15 protein-coding genes and 1 riboswitch are annotated in these 18,653 nt (G+C 68.2%); of the genes, 9 read left to right on the top strand and 6 right to left on the bottom strand.

Features of this window, described 5'->3' with window-relative positions; translation table 11 throughout:
• Window positions 1-320: 320 nt before the first annotated feature.
• From cyoA to QWY76_RS10765, 6 genes are all read left to right on the top strand, one after another.
• Window positions 321-1,304, top strand: a complete 984-nt coding sequence (gene cyoA, locus QWY76_RS10790; protein ID WP_290311194.1) for a ubiquinol oxidase subunit II — start codon at window positions 321-323, stop codon at window positions 1,302-1,304.
• 3 nt (window positions 1,305-1,307) lie between these two features.
• The gene (gene cyoB / locus QWY76_RS10785; RefSeq protein WP_290311193.1) at window positions 1,308-3,326 is read left to right on the top strand and encodes a cytochrome o ubiquinol oxidase subunit I; all 2,019 of its coding nucleotides are present in this window, start codon (window positions 1,308-1,310) and stop codon (window positions 3,324-3,326) included.
• Window positions 3,327-3,328: 2 nt separating this feature from the next.
• Window positions 3,329-3,952, top strand: coding sequence for a cytochrome o ubiquinol oxidase subunit III (gene cyoC, locus QWY76_RS10780; RefSeq protein WP_290311192.1), 624 nt, complete (start codon window positions 3,329-3,331; stop codon window positions 3,950-3,952).
• A 1-nt stretch (window position 3,953) separates the two neighbouring features.
• A complete protein-coding gene (gene cyoD, locus QWY76_RS10775; protein WP_183381770.1) occupies window positions 3,954-4,280 on the top strand; it encodes a cytochrome o ubiquinol oxidase subunit IV in 327 nt (108 codons plus the stop codon).
• Window positions 4,238-5,185: a heme o synthase gene (gene cyoE, locus QWY76_RS10770; protein WP_290311191.1), complete on the top strand. Its 948-nt coding sequence runs from the start codon at window positions 4,238-4,240 to the stop codon at window positions 5,183-5,185. The genes cyoD and cyoE overlap by 43 nt, the downstream gene beginning before the upstream one ends.
• Before the next feature lie 109 nt (window positions 5,186-5,294).
• Window positions 5,295-5,903: a Yip1 family protein gene (locus QWY76_RS10765; protein WP_290311190.1), complete on the top strand. Its 609-nt coding sequence runs from the start codon at window positions 5,295-5,297 to the stop codon at window positions 5,901-5,903.
• Window positions 5,904-5,984: 81 nt separating this feature from the next.
• Here the strand turns inward: QWY76_RS10765 and QWY76_RS10760 are convergent, their stop codons facing one another.
• The 4 genes from QWY76_RS10760 to QWY76_RS10745 form a co-directional block, all read right to left on the bottom strand.
• Window positions 5,985-7,127 (bottom strand): aminotransferase class V-fold PLP-dependent enzyme, encoded by a 1,143-nt coding sequence (locus tag QWY76_RS10760; RefSeq protein WP_290311189.1) that lies wholly within the window; start codon window positions 7,125-7,127, stop codon window positions 5,985-5,987.
• Window positions 7,128-7,307: 180 nt separating this feature from the next.
• A complete protein-coding gene (locus QWY76_RS10755) occupies window positions 7,308-7,910 on the bottom strand; it encodes a class I SAM-dependent methyltransferase (RefSeq protein WP_290311188.1) in 603 nt (200 codons plus the stop codon).
• Between the two features lie 112 nt (window positions 7,911-8,022).
• Complete coding sequence (pta, locus tag QWY76_RS10750; protein ID WP_290311187.1) at window positions 8,023-10,191, bottom strand: phosphate acetyltransferase; 2,169 nt, start codon at window positions 10,189-10,191, stop codon at window positions 8,023-8,025.
• Window positions 10,188-11,372, bottom strand: a complete 1,185-nt coding sequence (locus QWY76_RS10745; protein ID WP_290311186.1) for an acetate/propionate family kinase — start codon at window positions 11,370-11,372, stop codon at window positions 10,188-10,190. Before QWY76_RS10745 ends, pta begins: the two co-directional genes overlap by 4 nt.
• A gap of 203 nt (window positions 11,373-11,575) precedes the next feature.
• Between QWY76_RS10745 and QWY76_RS10740 the strand changes: the two genes are divergently transcribed.
• The 3 genes from QWY76_RS10740 (at window position 11,576) to QWY76_RS10730 (ending at window position 14,478) form a co-directional block, all read left to right on the top strand.
• Window positions 11,576-12,088 carry an outer membrane beta-barrel protein gene (locus tag QWY76_RS10740; protein ID WP_290311185.1) on the top strand — a complete coding sequence of 171 codons (513 nt, stop codon included), beginning with the start codon at window positions 11,576-11,578 and terminating at the stop codon, window positions 12,086-12,088.
• A 270-nt stretch (window positions 12,089-12,358) separates the two neighbouring features.
• The gene (locus QWY76_RS10735) at window positions 12,359-13,264 is read left to right on the top strand and encodes an HAD-IIB family hydrolase (protein ID WP_290311184.1); all 906 of its coding nucleotides are present in this window, start codon (window positions 12,359-12,361) and stop codon (window positions 13,262-13,264) included.
• Window positions 13,261-14,478 (top strand): glycosyltransferase family protein, encoded by a 1,218-nt coding sequence (locus tag QWY76_RS10730; RefSeq protein WP_290311183.1) that lies wholly within the window; start codon window positions 13,261-13,263, stop codon window positions 14,476-14,478. Before QWY76_RS10735 ends, QWY76_RS10730 begins: the two co-directional genes overlap by 4 nt.
• On the opposite strand, the gene QWY76_RS10725 is transcribed toward QWY76_RS10730, so the two are convergent.
• Both QWY76_RS10725 and thiC read right to left on the bottom strand, forming a co-directional pair.
• Entirely contained in the window at window positions 14,475-16,310 is a 1,836-nt protein-coding gene (locus QWY76_RS10725) for an alpha-amylase family glycosyl hydrolase (protein ID WP_290311182.1), read from the bottom strand. The two genes, QWY76_RS10730 and QWY76_RS10725, sit on opposite strands and share 4 nt — an antisense overlap.
• 98 nt (window positions 16,311-16,408) lie before the next feature.
• Window positions 16,409-18,298, bottom strand: a complete 1,890-nt coding sequence (gene thiC / locus QWY76_RS10720; RefSeq protein WP_290311181.1) for a phosphomethylpyrimidine synthase ThiC — start codon at window positions 18,296-18,298, stop codon at window positions 16,409-16,411.
• A gap of 74 nt (window positions 18,299-18,372) precedes the next feature.
• A riboswitch (TPP riboswitch) is annotated at window positions 18,373-18,520 on the bottom strand.
• Window positions 18,521-18,653 lie beyond the last annotated feature (133 nt).

The following is an 18,653-nucleotide window of genomic DNA, read 5'->3' as shown; positions in this document are numbered from 1 at the left end:
GGCCAGCGCCTTCCGCCCGGCGTACCTAATTGCCGCCCTCGCGAGAGGGCGGTGCGACACCCTGCGTCAAATCGCCCCTTCCGTTTTGCCCTCACTGTTTGCACAATCCCGGCCTCACGGCCGCTGTCCGCTCGTGGCACCGTTCGACGTGTCCCGATCCAGGGGCCGTGAGTCAGCCCCGGAGTCCTCTCCACGACGGTCGAAGGTCGCCCCTGCAGGGAGAGCGTCGACTTGCGCCGGAGAGGTCTTGGGCATGCATATAGCTTGCTTAAATTGAACAGGCTATGCGCCTGTCACCAAGCCCCTGACGAGGTCGAAACATGAGTCGAACCCCCTCCCTGCGCAAGCTCGGCGTCCTGCTGCTGGCAGTGCTGCCCCTGCTGCTGGCGGGCTGCAGCTCGGCGTTGCTGGATCCCAAGGGACAGATCGGGGAAGAGCAGCGCACCCTGATCCTGACCGCCTTCGGGCTGATGCAGATCGTCGTCATCCCGGTCATCGTGATGACCCTGCTGTTCGCCTGGCGCTACCGCCAGAGCAACCGTGATGCCACCTACCAGCCCGACTGGGCCCACTCCAACAAGATCGAAGCCGTGGTCTGGCTGATCCCCTGCGTGATCATCGCCTTCCTGGCGCTGCTGACCTGGTACACCTCGCACAGCCTGGATCCGCACAAGCCCCTCGAGACGCAGGAAGAGGGCCAGGAACCGATGGTGATCGAGGCGGTCTCGCTGGACTGGAAATGGCTGTTCATCTACCCGGAACAGGGCATCGCCACGGTCAACGAGCTGGCCTTCCCCGAGGATACGCCGGTGCGTTTCCGCGTCACCTCTGGCTCGGTGATGAATTCCTTCTTCATTCCCCGCCTGGGCAGCCAGATCTACGCCATGGCCGGCATGGACAACGACGTCCACCTGATCGCCGATGAGCAAGGGGTCTATCCCGGCCGCTCCACCAACTACAGCGGTGCCGGCTTCTCGGACATGACCTTCGACGCCCACGTGGGCTCCGAGCAGGACTTCGAGGCCTGGGTCGCCGAGGTCCGCGAGTCGTCCGAGTCCCTGACCTTCCCCGAGGAGTACTACGAGCTCGCCGCGCCCTCCGAGGACGCCGAGATCCAGTATTTCTCCGAGGTATCCCCGGCTCTCTACGAGAGCATCATCAAGAGCTTCCATGCCGGCGGTGACCACGAGGCGCGTGTGTCGAAATACGCCGACAGCTATGCCGATGGCTTCGGCCATGGTAGCGGTCACCACGAGTCGGCCGACTCTCACGGCAAGCCCATGAGCGCGGAGGCAGCGGAGTAAATTATGTTCGGAAAACTCAGTCTAGAGGCGGTTCCGTTCGACGAGCCGATCATCATGGTGACCGTTGCGGCCATCGTGCTGGGCGGGCTCGGGATTACGGGCGCCATCACCTACTTCAAGAAGTGGGGCTATCTGTGGAAGGAGTGGATCACCTCCATCGACCACAAGAAGCTCGGCATCATGTACTTCATCGTCGCCCTGGTGATGCTGCTACGCGGCTTCGCGGACGCCATCATGATGCGTTCCCAGCTGGCGATGGCCTCGGCCGGGGCCGAGGGCTTCCTGCCTCCTTCACACTATGACCAGATCTTCACCGCCCACGGCGTGATCATGATCTTCTTCGTCGCCATGCCCATGGTCATCGGCCTGATGAACCTGGTGGTGCCGCTGCAGATCGGCGCGCGTGACGTGGCCTTCCCGTTCCTGAACAACCTGAGCTTCTGGCTGTTTGCCTCCGGCGTGGTGCTGGTCAACGTCTCGCTGTTCGTCGGCGAGTTCGCCAAGACCGGCTGGCTGGCCTATGCGCCACTCTCGGGACTCGATTACAGTCCCGGGGTCGGGGTGGACTACTGGATATGGGCGTTGCAGATATCGGGAATCGGCACGACCCTGACGGGGATCAACTTCTTCGTCACCATCCTGAAGATGCGCACCAAGGGCATGACCCTGTTCCGGATGCCGATCTTCACCTGGACCTCGCTGTGCGCGAACATCCTGATCATCGCCTCCTTCCCGATCCTGACCGCGACCATCGCGCTGCTGACCCTGGATCGTTACCTGGGCATGCACTTCTTCACCACCGATCTCGGTGGCAACATGATGATGTACGTCAACCTCATCTGGGCCTGGGGCCACCCCGAGGTGTACATCCTGATCCTGCCGGCCTTCGGCGTGTTCTCCGAAGTCATCGCGACCTTCGCCAAGAAGCGCCTGTTCGGCTACAACACCATGGTCTGGGCCACGGTGGCGATCACCCTGCTGTCGTTCATCGTCTGGCTGCACCACTTCTTCACCATGGGGGCGGGCGCCAACGTCAATGCCTTCTTCGGCATCATGACGATGATCATCGCCATTCCCACCGGGGTGAAGATCTTCAACTGGCTGTTCACCATGTACCGCGGCCGGCTGGAATTCACCTCGCCGGTGCTGTGGACCCTCGGCTTCATCATCACCTTCACCATCGGTGGCATGACCGGCGTGATGCTCTCGGTGCCGGCGGCGAACTTCGTGCTGCACAACAGCCTGTTCGTCATCGCCCACTTCCACAACGTCATCATCGGCGGCGTGGTGTTCGGCATGCTGGCGGGCCTGACCTACTGGTTCCCCAAGGCCTTCGGCTTCACCCTGGACGAGAAGTGGGGCAAGCGCTCCTTCTGGTGCTGGATCATCGGCTTCTACGTGGCCTTCATGCCGCTCTACGTGCTGAGCTTCTTCGGTGCCGTGCGGCGCATGCAGTCCTATAGCAATCCGGAATGGCAGCCGCTGATGGTCATCGCCTGGGTCGGTGCGCTGATCATCGCCGCCGGCATCGCCTGTACCGTGATCCAGTTCTACGTGAGTATCCGGGATCGCAAGCAGAACCAGGACGTGACCGGCGATCCCTGGGACGGCCGCACCCTGGAGTGGGCGACCTCCTCTCCGTCGCCGTTCTACAACTTCGCGCACCTGCCCGAGGTGAAGGGCGTCGATGACTTCTGGACGGTCAAGCAGGCCAATGGTGGTCAGCCGCCGCTGTCCGAGCCGCCCTACCAGGACATCCACATGCCCAAGAACACCTGGGAAGGCCCGGTCATGGCGCTGTTCGCCACCATCGCCGGCTTCGCCCTGGTGTGGCATATCTGGTGGCTGGTGGCCGTGGGGGGCCTCGGGGTCTTTGCGACCTTCATCGCCCGTGTCTTCAACGAGGACGTCGACTACTACGTGCCGGCGGCAGAGGTGGAGCGCATCGAGCGCGAGCACCGTCAGCGCTTGAAGCAGAAGGGTGACCTCGCGTATTCAACTCGGCTGGGGGTGCAGGCGTAATCATGGCTACCAATACACTGAGCAATCACGGTCATGCCCACGGGCATGACCACCACGACGATCATCACGATGCGGCGGGCACCAAGGTCTTCGGTTTCTGGGTCTACCTGATGAGCGACCTGGTGATCTTCGGATCGCTGTTCGCCACCTACGCCGTGCTCCTGCGGGGCACGGCCGGGGGCCCGACCCCGGGCGAGATCTTCGAGCTGCCGTTCATCCTGGTCGAGACCTTCCTGCTGCTGTTCTCGAGCTTCACCTACGGCATGGCCGTGCTGTCCATGAACGCCAACCAGGCGGCCAAGGTCGGTCGCTGGCTGTGGATCACCTTCGCCCTGGGCGCCGCCTTCGTGGCCATGGAGATCTACGAGTTCCAGCACCTGATCCATGAAGGCTTCGGCCCGGATCGCAGCGGCTTCCTGTCGGCCTTCTTCACCCTGGTCGGCACCCACGGCCTGCACGTGACCTTCGGACTGATCTGGATCCTGGTGATGATCCTCCAGGTCAAGCAGAAGGGCCTGACCGACGTCACTCGCCCGCGGATCATGTGCCTGAGCCTGTTCTGGCACTTCCTGGATATCGTCTGGATCTGCGTCTTCTCCTTCGTCTACCTGATGGGAGTCCTGTGACATGAGTGCACATACGCACGACGAGCACAGCCACGGCAGCGTCAAGTCCTATGTGATCGGCCTGATCCTGTCCATCGTCCTGACCATCATCCCCTTCGGGGTGGTGATGACCGGGGCCCTCGATACCCTGGCGACGGTGATCACCATCGTGGTGGCGGCCGTGGCCCAGCTACTGGTCCAGCTGGTGCTGTTCATGCACATGAATACCAAGGCCGATGAAGGCTGGAACTTCATGTCATTCGTCTTCACCGTGACGATCCTGGTTCTGGTCATCGGAGGTTCCCTATGGATCATGCATCATCTGCATCTGAACATGATGATCGGCTGACTCCGGTGCCGACCCTGCGCCAGGACTATCTCACCCTCACCAAGCCGGGAATCATCGGTGGCAACACCATCTCGGTACTGGGCGGCTTCTTCCTGGCCGCCCGAGGGGAGGTGGACCCGACGCTGCTGCTGGCGACCCTGGTCGGACTGGCGCTGGTGATCGCCTCCGGCTGTGCCTTCAACAACGTCATCGACCGGGACATCGACGCCCTGATGACGCGCACGCGCAACCGTCCGCTGGTCCAGGGACGGCTCACGCCGGCCGCCACGCTGCGCTTCGCGACCCTGCTCGGGGTCGCGGGCTTCGCCCTGCTGGCGCTGTTCACCAACGGCCTCACGGTGGGGCTGGCGGTGTTCGGCTTCGCCATCTACGTGGGGGCCTACAGCCTGTGCATGAAGCGTCGCTCCGCCTACGGCACCCTGGTGGGTAGCCTGTCCGGGGCGGTGCCGCCGGTGGTGGGCTACTGCGCGGTTACCGGGGCATTCGATACCGGTGCGCTGACGCTGCTGGTGATCTTCTGCCTGTGGCAGATGCCGCATTCCTATGCCATCGCCATCTTCCGGCTGAAGGACTACCGCGCGGCCTCGATCCCGGTGTTGCCGGTGGTCAAGGGCATCCAGACCGCCAAGCACTACATCCTCGGCTACATCCTGGCCTTCGTGGCGGCATCCCTCGCGCTGAGCGTGGCGGGCTATGCGGGACCGGGCTACTTCGCCGTGGCCCTGGGCATGGGCGGCTACTGGCTGTACCTGGCCCTGCAGGGCTATCGCGCCGATGACGAGGAGCGCTGGGCCCGGCGGGTCTTCGGCTTCTCGATCCTGACCATCACCGCCCTGAGCCTGATGATGTCACTGGATGCGAGTCTGCCGCCGGCCGCGCCACTCTGGGCCGCTGCGTTGAACTGAGCGTTCCTTGCCGCGGGCATGCCGTCCCGCCTGCTGCCTATACTGCGTGTGTCGTCTGACACAATGGACCGACGGGCCGCCCGGCCCGTCGACGGCAGGAGGTAACGCGATGTTGACACATGCCTGGGGACTGCTGGCCCACCCGCAGCGCGAGTGGCGCCAGATCAAGGAAGAGCGCGAGACGCTCACCCACCTCTACGAGCATCATGTGCTGCTGCTGGCGGCCATCCCGGTCATCTGTTCCTATATCGGCACGACCCAGGTGGGCTGGGGGCTGGGGGGCGAGACCACGATACAGCTCGGCTACCTGGATGCCCTCGGCGCAGGGGTCGTCTTCTATCTGGTGATCCTCGCGGCGGTCTACGTCGTGGGCAAGGTGATCCGCGCCATGGCCAAGCGCTTCACGACGCCCCCGAGACAGAGCGAGTGCATCGTGTTCGCCGGCTATGTGGCCACGCCGATGTTCCTCAGCGGCATCGTGGCGGTCTACCCGCTGGTCTGGTTGTGTCTGCTGGCCGGCATCATCGGGCTCTGCTACACCGCCTACCTGCTGTACCTGGGGATTCCGGCCTTCCTCGGCATCAGTCGCGAGGAGGGCTTCATCGTCTCCAGTACCACGCTCGGCATCGGCGTGCTGGTGCTGGAGGCGCTGCTCGGCCTGACGGTGCTGCTGTGGGGCTATGGGGAACGCATTCTCCTCTCGTTGCTCGGTTCCTGAGTCGAGCCCCGTCTTCCATCGAGCCCCGAAAGACACGAAGGGCGGCCAATGGCCGCCCTTCGTCGTTCCGGGGGAGTGGCCTCAGGCTGTCTCGTGGCCGGACTCGACCGCCGTGAGGGCACGTTCGAGGTGGCCCAGGCTGCGCTCGATATGGTGCAGCTTGTCGAGCCCGAACAGGCCGATGCGGAAGGTCCGGAAGTCATCGCCCTCGTCGCACATCAGCGGCACGCCGGTGGCCACCTGGACGCCGGCGGCGGCGAACTTGACGGCGATGTCGGGATCGTCGGTGTAGTAGACCACCACGCCGGGCGCCTCATAGCCCGGGGCGGCGACGCTCCGGTAGCCATGTTCGGTGAGCAGCTCGCGGACGCGGCGTCCCAGCTCGAGCTGTTCGTCGCGGACCTTGTCGATGCCATAGGCCTGCGTCTCGGCCATCACGTCGCGCAGCTGGCGCAGGCCGTCGGTGGGCATGGTGGCATGGTAGGCGTGGCCGCCGGCCTCGTAGGTCTCCATGATCGACAGCCACTTGCGCAGGTCGCAGGCGAAGCTCGAGCTCTCGGTCTCGTCGATGATCTCCCGGGCCAGGCGCGAGAGCATCACCATGCCGCAGCAGGGCGAGCCGCTCCAGCCCTTCTGGGGCGCACTGATCAGCACGTCGACGCCGACGTCCTGCATGTCGACCCAGATGGCGCCCGAGGCGATGCAGTCGAGTACCAGCAGCCCCCCCTCGTCGTGGATGGCCTCGGCGATGCGCCGCAGATAGTCGTCCGGCAGTTGTATGCCGGAGGCGGTCTCGACGTGGGGGGCGAAGACCAGGTCGGGCTTCTGGTCCTGGATCGACTCGATCACCTCCTCGAGGGGCGGCGGCGCGAAGGGCGAGGTGGGATCGTCGTCATCCAGTCGGCGAGCCTTGCGCACGCCGAGGTCGGACGGGATGTCGCCCTGCTGCAGGATCTGGCTCCAGCGATAGCTGAACCAGCCGTTGCGGATCACCAGGCAACGCCGGTCGGTGGCGAACTGGCGGGTGACCGCCTCCATGCCGAAGGTACCGCTACCCGGCACGATCACCGCGGAATGGGCGCGGTAGACCTTCTTGAGGGTGGCGGAGATGTCGCGCATCACTTCCTGGAAGCTCTCCGACATGTGGTTGAGCGAACGGTCCGTGTAGACCACCGAGTACTCGAGCAGTCCATCGGGGTCGACATCGGGTAACAGTCCGGTCATTGCGGTCTCCCTGTTGCGGTGCGGGCCATCACGTATGGCTCAGAGGATATGCGCAATCTCCCGCTCAGGCCAGGGGGGGCGGCATCGTGCATCGGGAAGGGCCGTGCTGATGATCGCCCTCATGGTCCATCCCCACCCGCCGGTGGCCAGGGCCATGAAGGGGGATGCGGCGCGGGCGCCTCAGGGGCGGCAGTAGTAGAGCTTCGCCGGGAGGATATTGAGCGGCTCGAAATCACACTCCACGTCGGAGAAGACGCGGCGCAGGTCGGGCAGCACCCGGGAGGAGAACTGGTAGATCAACATGGCGCCCTGGGGCGAGAGCGCGTCCAGGCTGCTGGTGAGGACGGACGCGCGGCTCGTGGCCGACATGGTGCTGAAGGGGATGCCGGCCAGCACGTAGTCGGCGGCGGGCAGGCCCAGGCGGGCCAGCTCGGTCTGGACCGTCTCCGCGGACCCCTGGACCACCCGCAGCCTGGGATCCGGCAGGGACTGCTGGAGGAAGTCGACGAACTCCTGGTTGGTCTCCAGCACCACCAGGGTCGACTCCGGGGGCATGCGGTGCAGGAGTTCCCGGGTGATGGTCCCGACCCCGGGCCCATATTCGACGATGACCCGGGCATGCTGCCAGTCGACCCGCGCCAGCAAGCGCCGCACCAGGAAGGACGAGCTGGGGATGATCGAGCCGAGCATGCGGGGGTGCTTGAAGAAGTTGCGTGCGAAGAGCGCCAGCTGGGCGGGTCGCCCGTTTCCTGCCAAGGCCGTGGGCCGGTCTTGCGCGGTCATGGGCGAGCCTCCTGCTGGGGAACGACGAGTATGCTTCCACTCTAGGTCGGCGAAGGGGAGGGGGAAAGGTGTGCCTTTCCCGTCTCGCGGGGCGCGGCCCACAAAGGCGCGTTCAACGGCGCTGGCCGGCCTGGATGGCGGTCAGGGCGATGGTGTAGACGATGTCGTCGACCAGGGCCCCGCGGGAGAGGTCGTTCACCGGCTTGTCGAGCCCCTGCAGCATGGGGCCGACGCTGACCACCCGGGCGCTGCGCTGGACCGCCTTGTAGGTGGTGTTGCCGGTATTGAGGTCGGGGAACACGAACACCGTGGCGCGTCCGGCCACCGGGGAGCCCGGCGCCTTCTGTCGGCCGACGCTCTCGATGGCGGCGGCGTCGTACTGCAGGGGGCCGTCGATGGCGAGTTGCGGCGCCCGCTGCCGGGCCAGCTGGGTGGCCCGGCGCACCTTGTCGACGTCGGCCCCGCGGCCGGACGCGCCGGTGGAGTAGCTGAGCATGGCGACCCGGGGCTCGATGCCGAAGGCGGCCGCCGAGTGTGCGCTCTGCACGGCGATCTCCGCCAGGGCCTCGGCGTCGGGGTCGGGATTCACCGCGCAGTCGCCGTAGACCACCACCTGGTCCGGCAGCAGCATGAAGAACACCGACGAGACCAGCGAATAGCCGGGGGCCATCTTGATCAGCTGGAAGGCGGGGCGGACGGTGTTGGCGGTGGTATGCACCGCGCCCGAGACCAGGCCGTCCACCTGGCCTTCGGCGAGCATCATGGTGCCCAGCACCACGTTGTCGTGGAGCTGGGCCTCTGCGGTCAGGGCATTGAGCCGGCCCTGGCGGCGCGCCACCATCGGCTTGACGTAGCGCAGGCGAATGCGGTGCGGATCGATAATCTCCAGCCCCTCGGGCAGCTCGAGGCCGCGTCGGCGGGCCACCTCGGCGATCGCCTCGCGTTGGCCGAGCAGCACGCAGTCGGCGATGCCGCGGCGCTGGCAGACGATGGCGGCCTCCAGGGTGCGCGGCTCGTCCCCCTCGGGCAGCACGATGCGTCGCCGGGTCTGCTGTGCCATGCTCACCAGCCGGTGACGGAAGGCCGCCGGGGACAGCCGGTGGGGGAACCCCTGGCTCAGCGTCTGCCGGAGCCAGTCGAGATCCAGGTGGTCGGCGACGAAGCGCGTCACCCGCTCGGCCCGCTCGGGATCGTCCCGGGGAATGTCGCGACTCATCTGGTCCAGTCGCCGCGCCGTGGTATAGCTGTCGCTGTCCACGGCGAGCACCGGCAGGCCGGTCTGCAGGGCCGGGCGGCAGAACTCGATCATCGCCGCCTCGGGCGGCTCGCCATGGGTCAGCAGCAGCCCGGCCAGGCGGACCCCGTTCATGGTGGCCAGCGCCGTCGCCAGCAGGGTGTCATCGCGATCCCCGGAGCTGACGATCAGCCGCCCCGGCTGGAAGGCATGCAGGGAATGCGCCGCACTGCGGGCGCACAGGCTGGTCCCCAGCACCCGGCGTGTCGCGGCCTCGCCCTCGTGGAGGAAGCGTGCGTCAAGGGCGCGGGCCACGTCCAGCACCCGCGGGGCACTCAGGGCGGCGTGATAGGGCACCGCCGCGATCAGCGGTGGCGTCTCGGCATCGAGGTCGGCCAGGCGCTCCCGCCAGGTCGCGAGGATGGCCGGGGCCCGGTGGGCCGAGGCCTCCGGCGGCTCGGCGGCGGCCGCCTGCTGGGGCGGCAGCCGCATCAGCATGCAGCCCAGCAGGCGCCGGGTCCCCTCGCCGTCGAGGGCCTGGGCCTGCATGTCCAGCCGCTCGGCCAGCGCCTGGGGGTCGGCCGGATCGCCATCGGCCACCAGGATGATGCGGGCATCCAGGGCGTGGGCTAGCTGGGCGTTGAGCCGGGTGGCATAGCTGCTGTGCGGGCTGGGCGCCAGCCCTTCCACCAGGATCAACTCGGCGGGCTCGCCGTCTGTCGGGGCGGCCAGCTCGGCGTGGCGCGCCACGGCATGCTCCATGAGGTCGTCGAGCCGGTCCTCGCGCAGCAGCCGTTCCAGGGCGGGCTGAGGCAAGGGCAATGGCGGCGTCAGGCCGAGGGTGCCGGCCACCAGGGCCGAGGTGCGGTCGGGTCCCGCCCCGTTGAGATCGTCCTGGCGGAAGGGCTTCATGAAGGCGCTGCGCAGGCCCAGGGTGTCCAGGGCCCGCAGCAGGCCGAGACAGGCCGAGGTCAGGCCGACGCCGGCGTCGGTCGGCACGACCAGCAGGGTGCGGGGCTCGGTGGCCGTGGCATCGACGGGACTCATGGGCGGGGGATCTCCAGCAGGCGGCGCGTTTCCCCGGCGATATGCGCCTCCTCGTCGGTGGGGATGACCCAGACCTGAGGGCCGCCCCCGCCGGCATCGATGCGCCCTTCCTGGCCATCCACGGCGTGGGCATTGGCCGTGGCCGAGAGGCGCAGCCCGAAGTGGGGCAGCTGGTCGATGGCCCGGGCGCGGATGGCGGCGGCATTCTCGCCGATGCCGCCGGTGAAGACGATGCCGTCCAGGCGGGGCAGGGCGCAGGACAGGCCCGCCAGGGACTTGGCGAGCCGGTAGCTGAACACCTCGATGGCCAGGGCGGCGCCGGCGTGGTGCTCCGCGGCGGCCTGCTCGAGGCGGCGCATGTCGTTGGACAGGCCCGACAGGCCGAGCAGGCCGCTCTCCTTGTTGAGCAGGGTGTCGATGCGTGCCGGTGACCAGCCCAGCCGGCGCGACAGGTGGGCGTGCAGCCCCGGATCGACATCGCCGCTGCGGGTGCCCATCACCAGGCCCTCGAGGGGCGTCAGGCCCATGCTGGTGTCGAGGCTGCGGCCCTGCCAGACCGCACAGGTGGAGCAACCGTTGCCCAGGTGGGCGATCAGCCAGCCCCCCTGGGCGCGGTCGCTCAGGCGGTCGACACGGCGGCTGACATAGGCATGGCTGCTGCCATGGAAGCCGTAGCGGCGGATCCCCAGGTTGCGGTAGAGGGCCTCGGGAAGGGCATAGCGGTAGGCCCGGGGCGGCAGGCTCTGGTGGAAGGCGGTGTCGAACACCGCCACCTGGGGCAGCGTCGGGAACAGCCGCCGGGTGGCGGCGACGCCCTCGAGGTTGGCGGGGTTGTGCAGCGGCGCCAGCTCGCTCATGGCCTCGAGGCGACGCATCATCGCATCGTTCAGCAGGGTGGCAGCCGTGAAGCGCTCGCCGCCGTGGACGATGCGGTGGCCCACGCCGATCGGCGCCAGGCCCTCCAGCTGTTCCAGGATGGCCGCCATGGCCTCGTGATGCCCGGCACCGTGCAGGGCCCGGGACACGCGCTGTCCCCGCCGGTCGGTGCCGGTGAGGCGGGCATCCACGGCCCCCAGCCGTTCCACCAGGCCGGCCAGGCGAGGCGCCTGGGGGACGCTCGGAACCAGCGCGTACTTGATCGATGACGAGCCACAGTTGATCACCAGTACCGGGTCTTGCATGCCGCTTCCTGTCGTGTCCGGGGCCGTCCCGCCGGCGGGCGGCCGAGGGCTCGAATCTAGCACGGGCAGCGGGCTGCCGCAGTGGCCGCGGCGGCTATCCCGCCTTCCCCTGATATCGATCAAGGCAGCATGGCGGGTTACCCCGCCTTGTACCAGACTGTCATGAGTGCGGGGAAACAGGGTTTCCCGACGGGAGGAGAATCATGACCAGATTGGCGATTCCCGTGGTGGCCGCGGCCTGCCTGTTCGCCGCGACGGCCGCCCAGGCCCAGGGCAGGCCGATGATGTACCAGCCGAGCCCCTATGTCGGCGCCGACGCGCTGTTCTGGCAACTGGATCCCGAGGGCCGGGGCGGGGACTTCGACAGCACCGGGCTGCGGCTGCGGGCCGGGGTGGCCTTCAACGACTACTTCGCCCTCGAGGGCCATCTCGGCACCGGCGGCTCCGACGGCCCGGTGGACCTCGACTACCTGGCCGGCGGCTATGCCAAGGGCATGCTGCCGGTCACGCCGCAGCTGCGGATCTTCGGCCTGCTGGGCGCCACCGAGGTGGAGCTCGACGGCGACGACGACGCCGAGAGCGATCTCTCCTATGGCGGGGGGGCCAGCTACGCGGTGATGCCCAATCTCTCGGTGGACGCCGATTACATGCGCTATCTGGAGGAGGCGCGCTTCGACTTCGATGCGGTCAGCGTCGGGGCCACCTACCACTTCTGATCGCGATCCGCACCCCAGGACGCACCAACACGACGCCCCCGCCGGTCACGGCGGGGGCGTCGCGCGTCATGGCGGGGCAGGGCGCCAGGACGTGCGACGCATCTTGCCCTCTTTTGGTGCGCAGCCGGGCGCGTGAGGCCGTCCACAGGGATGGCAGGGGCCCGCCCCCGCCTCTGGCGACCATTGGCAGCGCAACGGCGGGGGCTTGTGGCCAACCTGGCACGTGCCGTGCAAGGCATTGCCCGTAACCGGGACACACGAGGTGATGCCATGCCCTGCGACTGGATGTTCCCCGATGAGGCGCCGTCCTCGCGACTGCTCTTCACCGATCTCGACGGCTCCCTGCTCGACCACCAGAGCTACGACTGGTCGCCGGCCGCCCCCTGGCTGGAACGCCTGGCGACGCTCGGGATACCGGTCATCCCGGTGACCAGCAAGACCCGCAGCGAGCTGCTGCCGCTGCGCCAGACCCTGGGACTGACGGCGTCGCCCTTCGTCGCCGAGAACGGGGCGGTGGTCGGCCTGCCCCCCGCCTGGTGCCATGCCCGGCTGGAACGCACGCCGGGGCCCGACGGCCTGGTGATCCGCACCCTGGGGGTCGATATCGGCTTCATCCGCCAGCGCCTGGCGGTGTGGCGGGATCGGCTGGGCATACGCTTCACGGCGATGAGCGAGATGGCGCTCGACGCCCTGGTCGCCTTCACCGGCTTGGGCGAGCACGAGGCGCGGCTGGCCAGGATGCGCGAGGGCAGCGAGCCCTTGATCTGGGAGGACAGCGACGAACGCCTGGCCGCGTTCCGCGATGGGCTGGCCGGGGACGGCCTGCGCCTGGTGCGGGGCGGGCGCTTCTGGCATGTCACCGGGGAGGCCGACAAGGGCAGTGCCGTGAGCTGGCTGGTGGAGCGCCTCGAGGCGCTGCGCGGCGTGCGTCCCCTGACCCTGGCGCTGGGCGACGGCCCCAACGACATCGCCATGCTCGAGGCGGTGGACCAGGCGGTGGTGATCCTCGGCTGCCATGGCCTCGAGGTCAGCCCGCGGCAGCCGGCGCTCTATCGCAGCCGGGCCAGCGGGCCCGCCGGCTGGGTCGAGGGGGTGGACCACTGGTGGGGACAAGCCGGGCACCGGCCGCGGCCGACCCCCGACGAACCGTCCACCCCGGGGAGGGACCTGGCATGAGCGACTTCCATCAGAACGGCATCATCACCGACTTCCACAACCTCACCCGCCGGCCCCTGGACGCCCTCGAGGCCGAGCTGGTGCAGTTCTCGAGGAAGCGGCCCATGAGCCTGATCCTGCCGTCGCTGTTCTCCGAGCTGGAGGGACCGGCGCTGGCCAACATCGTCGAGGAACTCGCCCGGGTGCCCTACCTGTCGGAGGTGGTGATCGGCCTCGACCGGGCCGACCGGGAGCAGTTCCAGCACGCCCGGCACTTCTTCTCCCGGCTGCCCCAGCACCATCGCATCCTGTGGAACGACGGGCCCGGGCTGAGCGCCCTGGATACCGAGCTGGAGGCCCAGGGGCTGGCGCCCCAGCAGCCGGGCAAGGGCCGCAACGTCTGGTACTGTGCCGGTTACGTGCAGGCCTCCGGGCGCAGCGAGGTGGTGGCGCTGCACGACTGCGACATCCTCACCTATGACCGCAGCCTGCTGGCCCGGCTCTTCTACCCGGTGGCGCATCCCTACTTCAACTACGAGTTCTGCAAGGGCTACTACCCGCGCATCGCCGACGGCCGGCTCAACGGCCGAGTGTCGCGGCTGATGGTCACGCCCCTGCTGCGGGCCCTCAAGCAGATCCACGGCCCGCTGCCCTACCTGGAGTACCTGGACAGCTACCGCTATCCGCTGTCCGGGGAGTTCGCCATGCGCAGCGAGGTGCTCGACGGCATCCGCATTCCCGCCGACTGGGGGCTGGAGATCGGGGTGCTCTCCGAGGTGCACCGCAACTATTCCACCAAGCGCCTGTGCCAGGTGGATCTCGCCGATGCCTACGACCACAAGCACCAGCCGGTCTCCGAGCAGGACGCCTCCGGCGGGCTCAACCGCATGAGCCTCGACATCGCCAAGGCGCTCTACCGCAAGCTGGCCACCCAGGGCGTGACCTTCAGCGCCGAGGGCTTCCGCACCCTCAAGGCCACCTACTACCGGCTGGCGCTGGACCTGATCGAGGCCTACGACCACGATGCGCTGATGAACGGCCTGAGCCTGGATCGCCACAGCGAGGAGCAGGCGGTGGAGCTGTTCGCCACCAACCTGCTGGAGGCCGGCAGCGTCTTCCTCGACAACCCCGGCGAGCGGCCCTTCATCCCCAGCTGGAACCGTGTCCGCGCCGCCATTCCGGACCTCCCGGCGCGCATGGCGGAGGTCGTGGAGCGGGACAACACCGGCCGCTAGTCGAGCGGCCGGTTGACCAGCCACAGGGCGCCGTAGGGCGGCAGGCTGTCGCCGGGCGTCCTGGGGTCGCCGGTCAGGCGGTCGTTCCAGCTCTCGCCGGCCAGGGCGTCCAGGGGCAGCGGCTGAGGCGTGTCGGTGACGTTGTGCACCGCCAGCAGGCGCCGGCCGTCGTCCAGCGGCCCCCGCTCGAAGACCAGCAGCGACGGCAGCGTCTCCCACACGCGCTGGGGGGCATCGGGGTGGAAGCAGGGCTCGCCGCGGCGCGCCTCCAGCAGGCGGGTCAGGGCCGCGAAGACGTCGCGGGTCGGGGTGCCGGGGCTATCCAGCAGCAGGTCGAGCTCCTCGCGCTGCCAGCGGCGGCGATTGATGGAACGCAGCCGCCCGCTGCGCTCCACGCCCTCCCGGTCGTTCAGGGTCCCGGTCAACACGTGCAGGTAGAGCGCGGGGATGCCCCTTAGGCCCAGCATCAGCTGCTGGCTGCACAGGAAGCGCGGCACCTGCCGGGGATCCGGACCGCGGCGCGTGCCCTTCATGGCGTCGAACCAGGTGATGTTGATCTCGTAGGGGCTGTCCTGGCCGTCGTCCCGGGTGCGCATGCTGACGAAGCCGCCGAAGCGGTGCATCAGCTCCATCAGCGCCTCGATCTCGTGGGCCGGCAGCCAGCCCTCCAGGGGGCGCACGCCGATGCCGTCGTGGCTGGCGGTGAAGTTGAGGAAGCCGCAGCCCGGCGGCAGCGCCGGCAGGCTCTTCAGCCAGGCGGCCAGGGTGCCCGCCTCGCCGCTGGTCAGGGTATGCAGCAGCAGCGGCGGCAGCGGGAACTGGTAGACCAGGTGAGCCTCGTCGGGAGTCGCCCCGGGCTCGGCGCCGGCCGCGTCGAGCCCCTCGAGTCCCCCGTCCGGAAGCCGTTCCAGACCGAAGTAGCTGAGGTTCTCCCGGTGGGGGACGTTGGTCTCGGTCAGGATCAGCGTCCCCGGCGCCACGTGATCGACGATGGCCCGCAGCAGGCGCACCACCTCGTGGGTCTGGGGGAGGTGGATGCAGGGCGTGCCGACCTCCTTCCACAGGTAGGCGATGGCGTCCAGGCGGATCACCCGGGCCCCCTGGGACAGGTAGAAGAGCAGGATGCCCACGAACTCCAGCAGCACGTCCGGGTTGGCGAAGTTCAGGTCGATCTGGTCCTCGGAGAAGGTCGCCCACAGGTGGCGGGGGCCGCGCCGGGTGGGCACCTTGACCAGCAGCGGCGAGCTGCGCGGGCGCACCACCGCGGAGAGGTCGGTGTCCGGTGCCATCTCGATGAAGTAGTCGCGGCCCGGCTGGCTGCCGGCGAGGTAGTCGACGAACCACAGCGATTCCCGCGAGACGTGGTTGAGCACCAGGTCGACCATCAGGTCGAAGCGCTCGGCCAGGCGGCGCACCTGGTGCCAGTCGCCGAGGGCCGGGTCGACCTCCCGGTAGTGGATGACCGAGAAGCCGTCGTCGCTGCTCCAGGGAAAGAAGGGCAGCAGGTGGACCCCGCTGAAGGTATCGGCGAGGCGGCTCGCCAGGAAGTCGTCGAGCACGTCGAGGGGCGCGCCCTCGCCGTCGACCAGGCTGTCGCCGTAGGTGATCAGCCACTGGTCGCGCTCGCTCCACAGCGGGCGGGCCTCGGGCGTGGTGCCCTGGGGGAATTCCCCCTCGGGGTGCAGCGATGGGGCCTGGTGCGCCAGGAGGGTGAGCAGGCGGCGCAGCACCTCGTCGGCGCGCGGGCCGTAGAGCTGGCTCAGGTGACGGTGGGCCCGCTCACGGAAGTGGGCGGGGTCGAGCGGGGTCGAGCGCGAGTCGGCTTGGGGCATGGGGGTACCGCCGTGTGGTCCACTTTCCCTGACCATGCAGGGGACGTGCCAGCGGCCGCACGGCGGTACCGGCGGCGGGTGGGCCCCGCCGCCGCGCTTCACACCTCCTTGTAGAGTTCGGCACCGGTCTGGCGGAATTTCTCGGCCTGCTCCTCCATGCCCTGCATCACGGCCGCCTGGTCACCCTCGAGGCCCCTGTCCCGAGCATAGTCGCGGACCTCCTGGCTGATCTTCATCGAGCAGAACTTCGGCCCGCACATGGAGCAGAAGTGGGCCACCTTGGCGGAGTCCTTGGGCAGGGTCTCGTCGTGGTACTCCCGGGCGGTGTCCGGGTCCAGGCCCAGATTGAACTGGTCTTCCCAGCGGAACTCGAAGCGCGCCTTGGACAGCGCGTTGTCGCGGCGCTGGGCGGCGGGATGGCCCTTGGCCAAGTCGGCGGCGTGGGCGGCGATCTTGTAGGTGATGATGCCGGTCTTGACGTCGTCCTTGTTGGGCAGGCCCAGGTGCTCCTTGGGCGTCACGTAGCAGAGCATGGCGCAGCCGTACCAGCCGATCATCGCCGCGCCGATGCCGGAGGTGATGTGGTCATAGCCCGGGGCGATGTCGGTGGTCAGCGGCCCGAGGGTGTAGAAGGGCGCCTCGTCGCACTCGCGGAGCTGCTTGTCCATGTTCTCCTTGATCAGGTGCATGGGCACATGGCCGGGCCCCTCGATCATCACCTGGACGTCGTGCTGCCAGGCGATGCGGGTCAGCTCGCCCAGGGTTTCCAGCTCGGCGAACTGGGCCTCGTCGTTGGCGTCCGCCACCGAGCCCGGGCGCAGGCCGTCACCCAGCGAGAAGGCGACATCATAGCGCTTGCAGATCTCGCAGATTTCCTCGAAGTGGGTGTAGAGGAAGCTCTCCTGGTGGTGGTAGAGGCACCACTTGGCCATGATCGAGCCGCCCCGGGAGACGATGCCGGTGACCCGCTTGGCGGTCAGCGGCACATAGCGCAGCAGCACGCCGGCATGGATGGTGAAGTAGTCCACGCCCTGCTCGGCCTGCTCGATCAGGGTGTCGCGGAAGACCTCCCAGGTGAGGTCCTCGGCGACGCCGTTGACCTTCTCGAGCGCCTGGTAGATGGGCACGGTGCCGATCGGCACCGGGGCGTTGCGGATGATCCATTCCCGGGTCTCGTGGATGTTGGCCCCGGTGGAGAGGTCCATGACGGTGTCCGAGCCCCAGCGGATGCCCCAGGTCATCTTGTCGACCTCGTCCTCGATGGAGGAGGTCACCGCCGAGTTGCCGAGGTTGCCGTTGATCTTCACCAGGAAGTTGCGGCCGATGATCATCGGCTCGGATTCCGGGTGGTTGATGTTGCAGGGGATGATGGCCCGGCCGGCGGCCACCTCGTCGCGCACGAATTCCGGGGTGATCTCCTCGGGCAGGCGGGCGCCGAAGCCCTGGCCCGCATGCTGGTGGCCGAGGATGCGCTCGACCTCCTCGCTGCCGAGCGCCTGGCGACGCTGGTTCTCGCGGATGGCGATGAACTCCATCTCCGGGGTGACGATGCCCTGGCGCGCGTAGTGCAGCTGGGTGACGTTGCGGCCGGCCTTCGCGCGCCTTGGAGAGCGGGTCAGGTCGAAGCGCAGCGGGGCGAGCATGGGATCGTTGGCGCGGCGGCGGCCGTACTCGGAGGTGGGACCGTCGAGGAACTCGGTGTCGCCACGCTCCTCGATCCAGCCGCGGCGCAGCTCGGGCAGGCCGCGGCGCAGGTCGATCTCGGCCTCGGGGTCGGTGTAGGGGCCGGAGGTGTCATAGACCAGCAGCGGCGGGTTGGCCTCGTCGGCCCCGGAGGTCTTGGTCGGCGACAGGGCGATCTCGCGGAAGGGCACGCGGATGTCGGGGCGCGAGCCTTCGACGTAGACCTTGCACGAGCCGGGCAGCGGCTGGATGGCGGCCTCGTCGACGCGGGCGCTCTCGGCGAGGAAGTGATCGGTCTTGGCCATGGGAGTCTCCTTGGGGTCCATCACGGTTGTGGTTGTCATCGGGAGGAGACGTAGGCGGGGCGGCGTCCGGCCGGGCCGGGGCGTCGCTTGATCCCTACGCTGGTACCCTCCCTGGTGCAGCAACATCAGGGCATTAGCCAGTTCAGGTTCAACGGGATCCATGCTCGGGCGCCTCGCGCCGCATGATCTCAGCCGTCATCAACGGCACCCCGTCAAGCGTCGTGGTCGAGCGATGGCAGAGCATCGCCGGGTCGACATGCCGATCTGACCAGGAGCGGCATGCGGATATATCGATGGGTGGAGCCAAACCGAGTCGAGCGCCGGGGACAAGGCGGAGCGAGGGTCTTTTGCCATG

Source organism: Halomonas maura (genome assembly GCF_030409305.1).
GTDB lineage: Bacteria > Pseudomonadota > Gammaproteobacteria > Pseudomonadales > Halomonadaceae > Halomonas > Halomonas maura.
The sequence above is the reverse complement of the archived record's forward strand: the minus strand, read 5'-3'. Positions and strand labels throughout refer to the sequence as shown.

What these genes read in the sequence shown, in the direction of transcription:
- thiC (WP_290311181.1), bottom strand. Translation starts at nt 18,298, where the DNA reads ATGGCCAAGACCGATCACTTCCTCGCCGAGAGCGCCCGCGTCGACGAG.
- QWY76_RS10730 (WP_290311183.1), top strand. Translation starts at nt 13,261, where the DNA reads ATGAGCGACTTCCATCAGAACGGCATCATCACCGACTTCCACAACCTC.
- QWY76_RS10725 (WP_290311182.1), bottom strand. Translation starts at nt 16,310, where the DNA reads ATGCCCCAAGCCGACTCGCGCTCGACCCCGCTCGACCCCGCCCACTTC.
- QWY76_RS10755 (WP_290311188.1), bottom strand. Translation starts at nt 7,910, where the DNA reads ATGACCGCGCAAGACCGGCCCACGGCCTTGGCAGGAAACGGGCGACCC.
- QWY76_RS10745 (WP_290311186.1), bottom strand. Translation starts at nt 11,372, where the DNA reads ATGCAAGACCCGGTACTGGTGATCAACTGTGGCTCGTCATCGATCAAG.
- cyoD (WP_183381770.1), top strand. Translation starts at nt 3,954, where the DNA reads ATGAGTGCACATACGCACGACGAGCACAGCCACGGCAGCGTCAAGTCC.
- pta (WP_290311187.1), bottom strand. Translation starts at nt 10,191, where the DNA reads ATGAGTCCCGTCGATGCCACGGCCACCGAGCCCCGCACCCTGCTGGTC.
- QWY76_RS10760 (WP_290311189.1), bottom strand. Translation starts at nt 7,127, where the DNA reads ATGACCGGACTGTTACCCGATGTCGACCCCGATGGACTGCTCGAGTAC.
- cyoB (WP_290311193.1), top strand. Translation starts at nt 1,308, where the DNA reads ATGTTCGGAAAACTCAGTCTAGAGGCGGTTCCGTTCGACGAGCCGATC.
- QWY76_RS10740 (WP_290311185.1), top strand. Translation starts at nt 11,576, where the DNA reads ATGACCAGATTGGCGATTCCCGTGGTGGCCGCGGCCTGCCTGTTCGCC.
- QWY76_RS10735 (WP_290311184.1), top strand. Translation starts at nt 12,359, where the DNA reads ATGCCCTGCGACTGGATGTTCCCCGATGAGGCGCCGTCCTCGCGACTG.
- cyoE (WP_290311191.1), top strand. Translation starts at nt 4,238, where the DNA reads ATGGATCATGCATCATCTGCATCTGAACATGATGATCGGCTGACTCCG.
- QWY76_RS10765 (WP_290311190.1), top strand. Translation starts at nt 5,295, where the DNA reads ATGTTGACACATGCCTGGGGACTGCTGGCCCACCCGCAGCGCGAGTGG.
- cyoC (WP_290311192.1), top strand. Translation starts at nt 3,329, where the DNA reads ATGGCTACCAATACACTGAGCAATCACGGTCATGCCCACGGGCATGAC.
- cyoA (WP_290311194.1), top strand. Translation starts at nt 321, where the DNA reads ATGAGTCGAACCCCCTCCCTGCGCAAGCTCGGCGTCCTGCTGCTGGCA.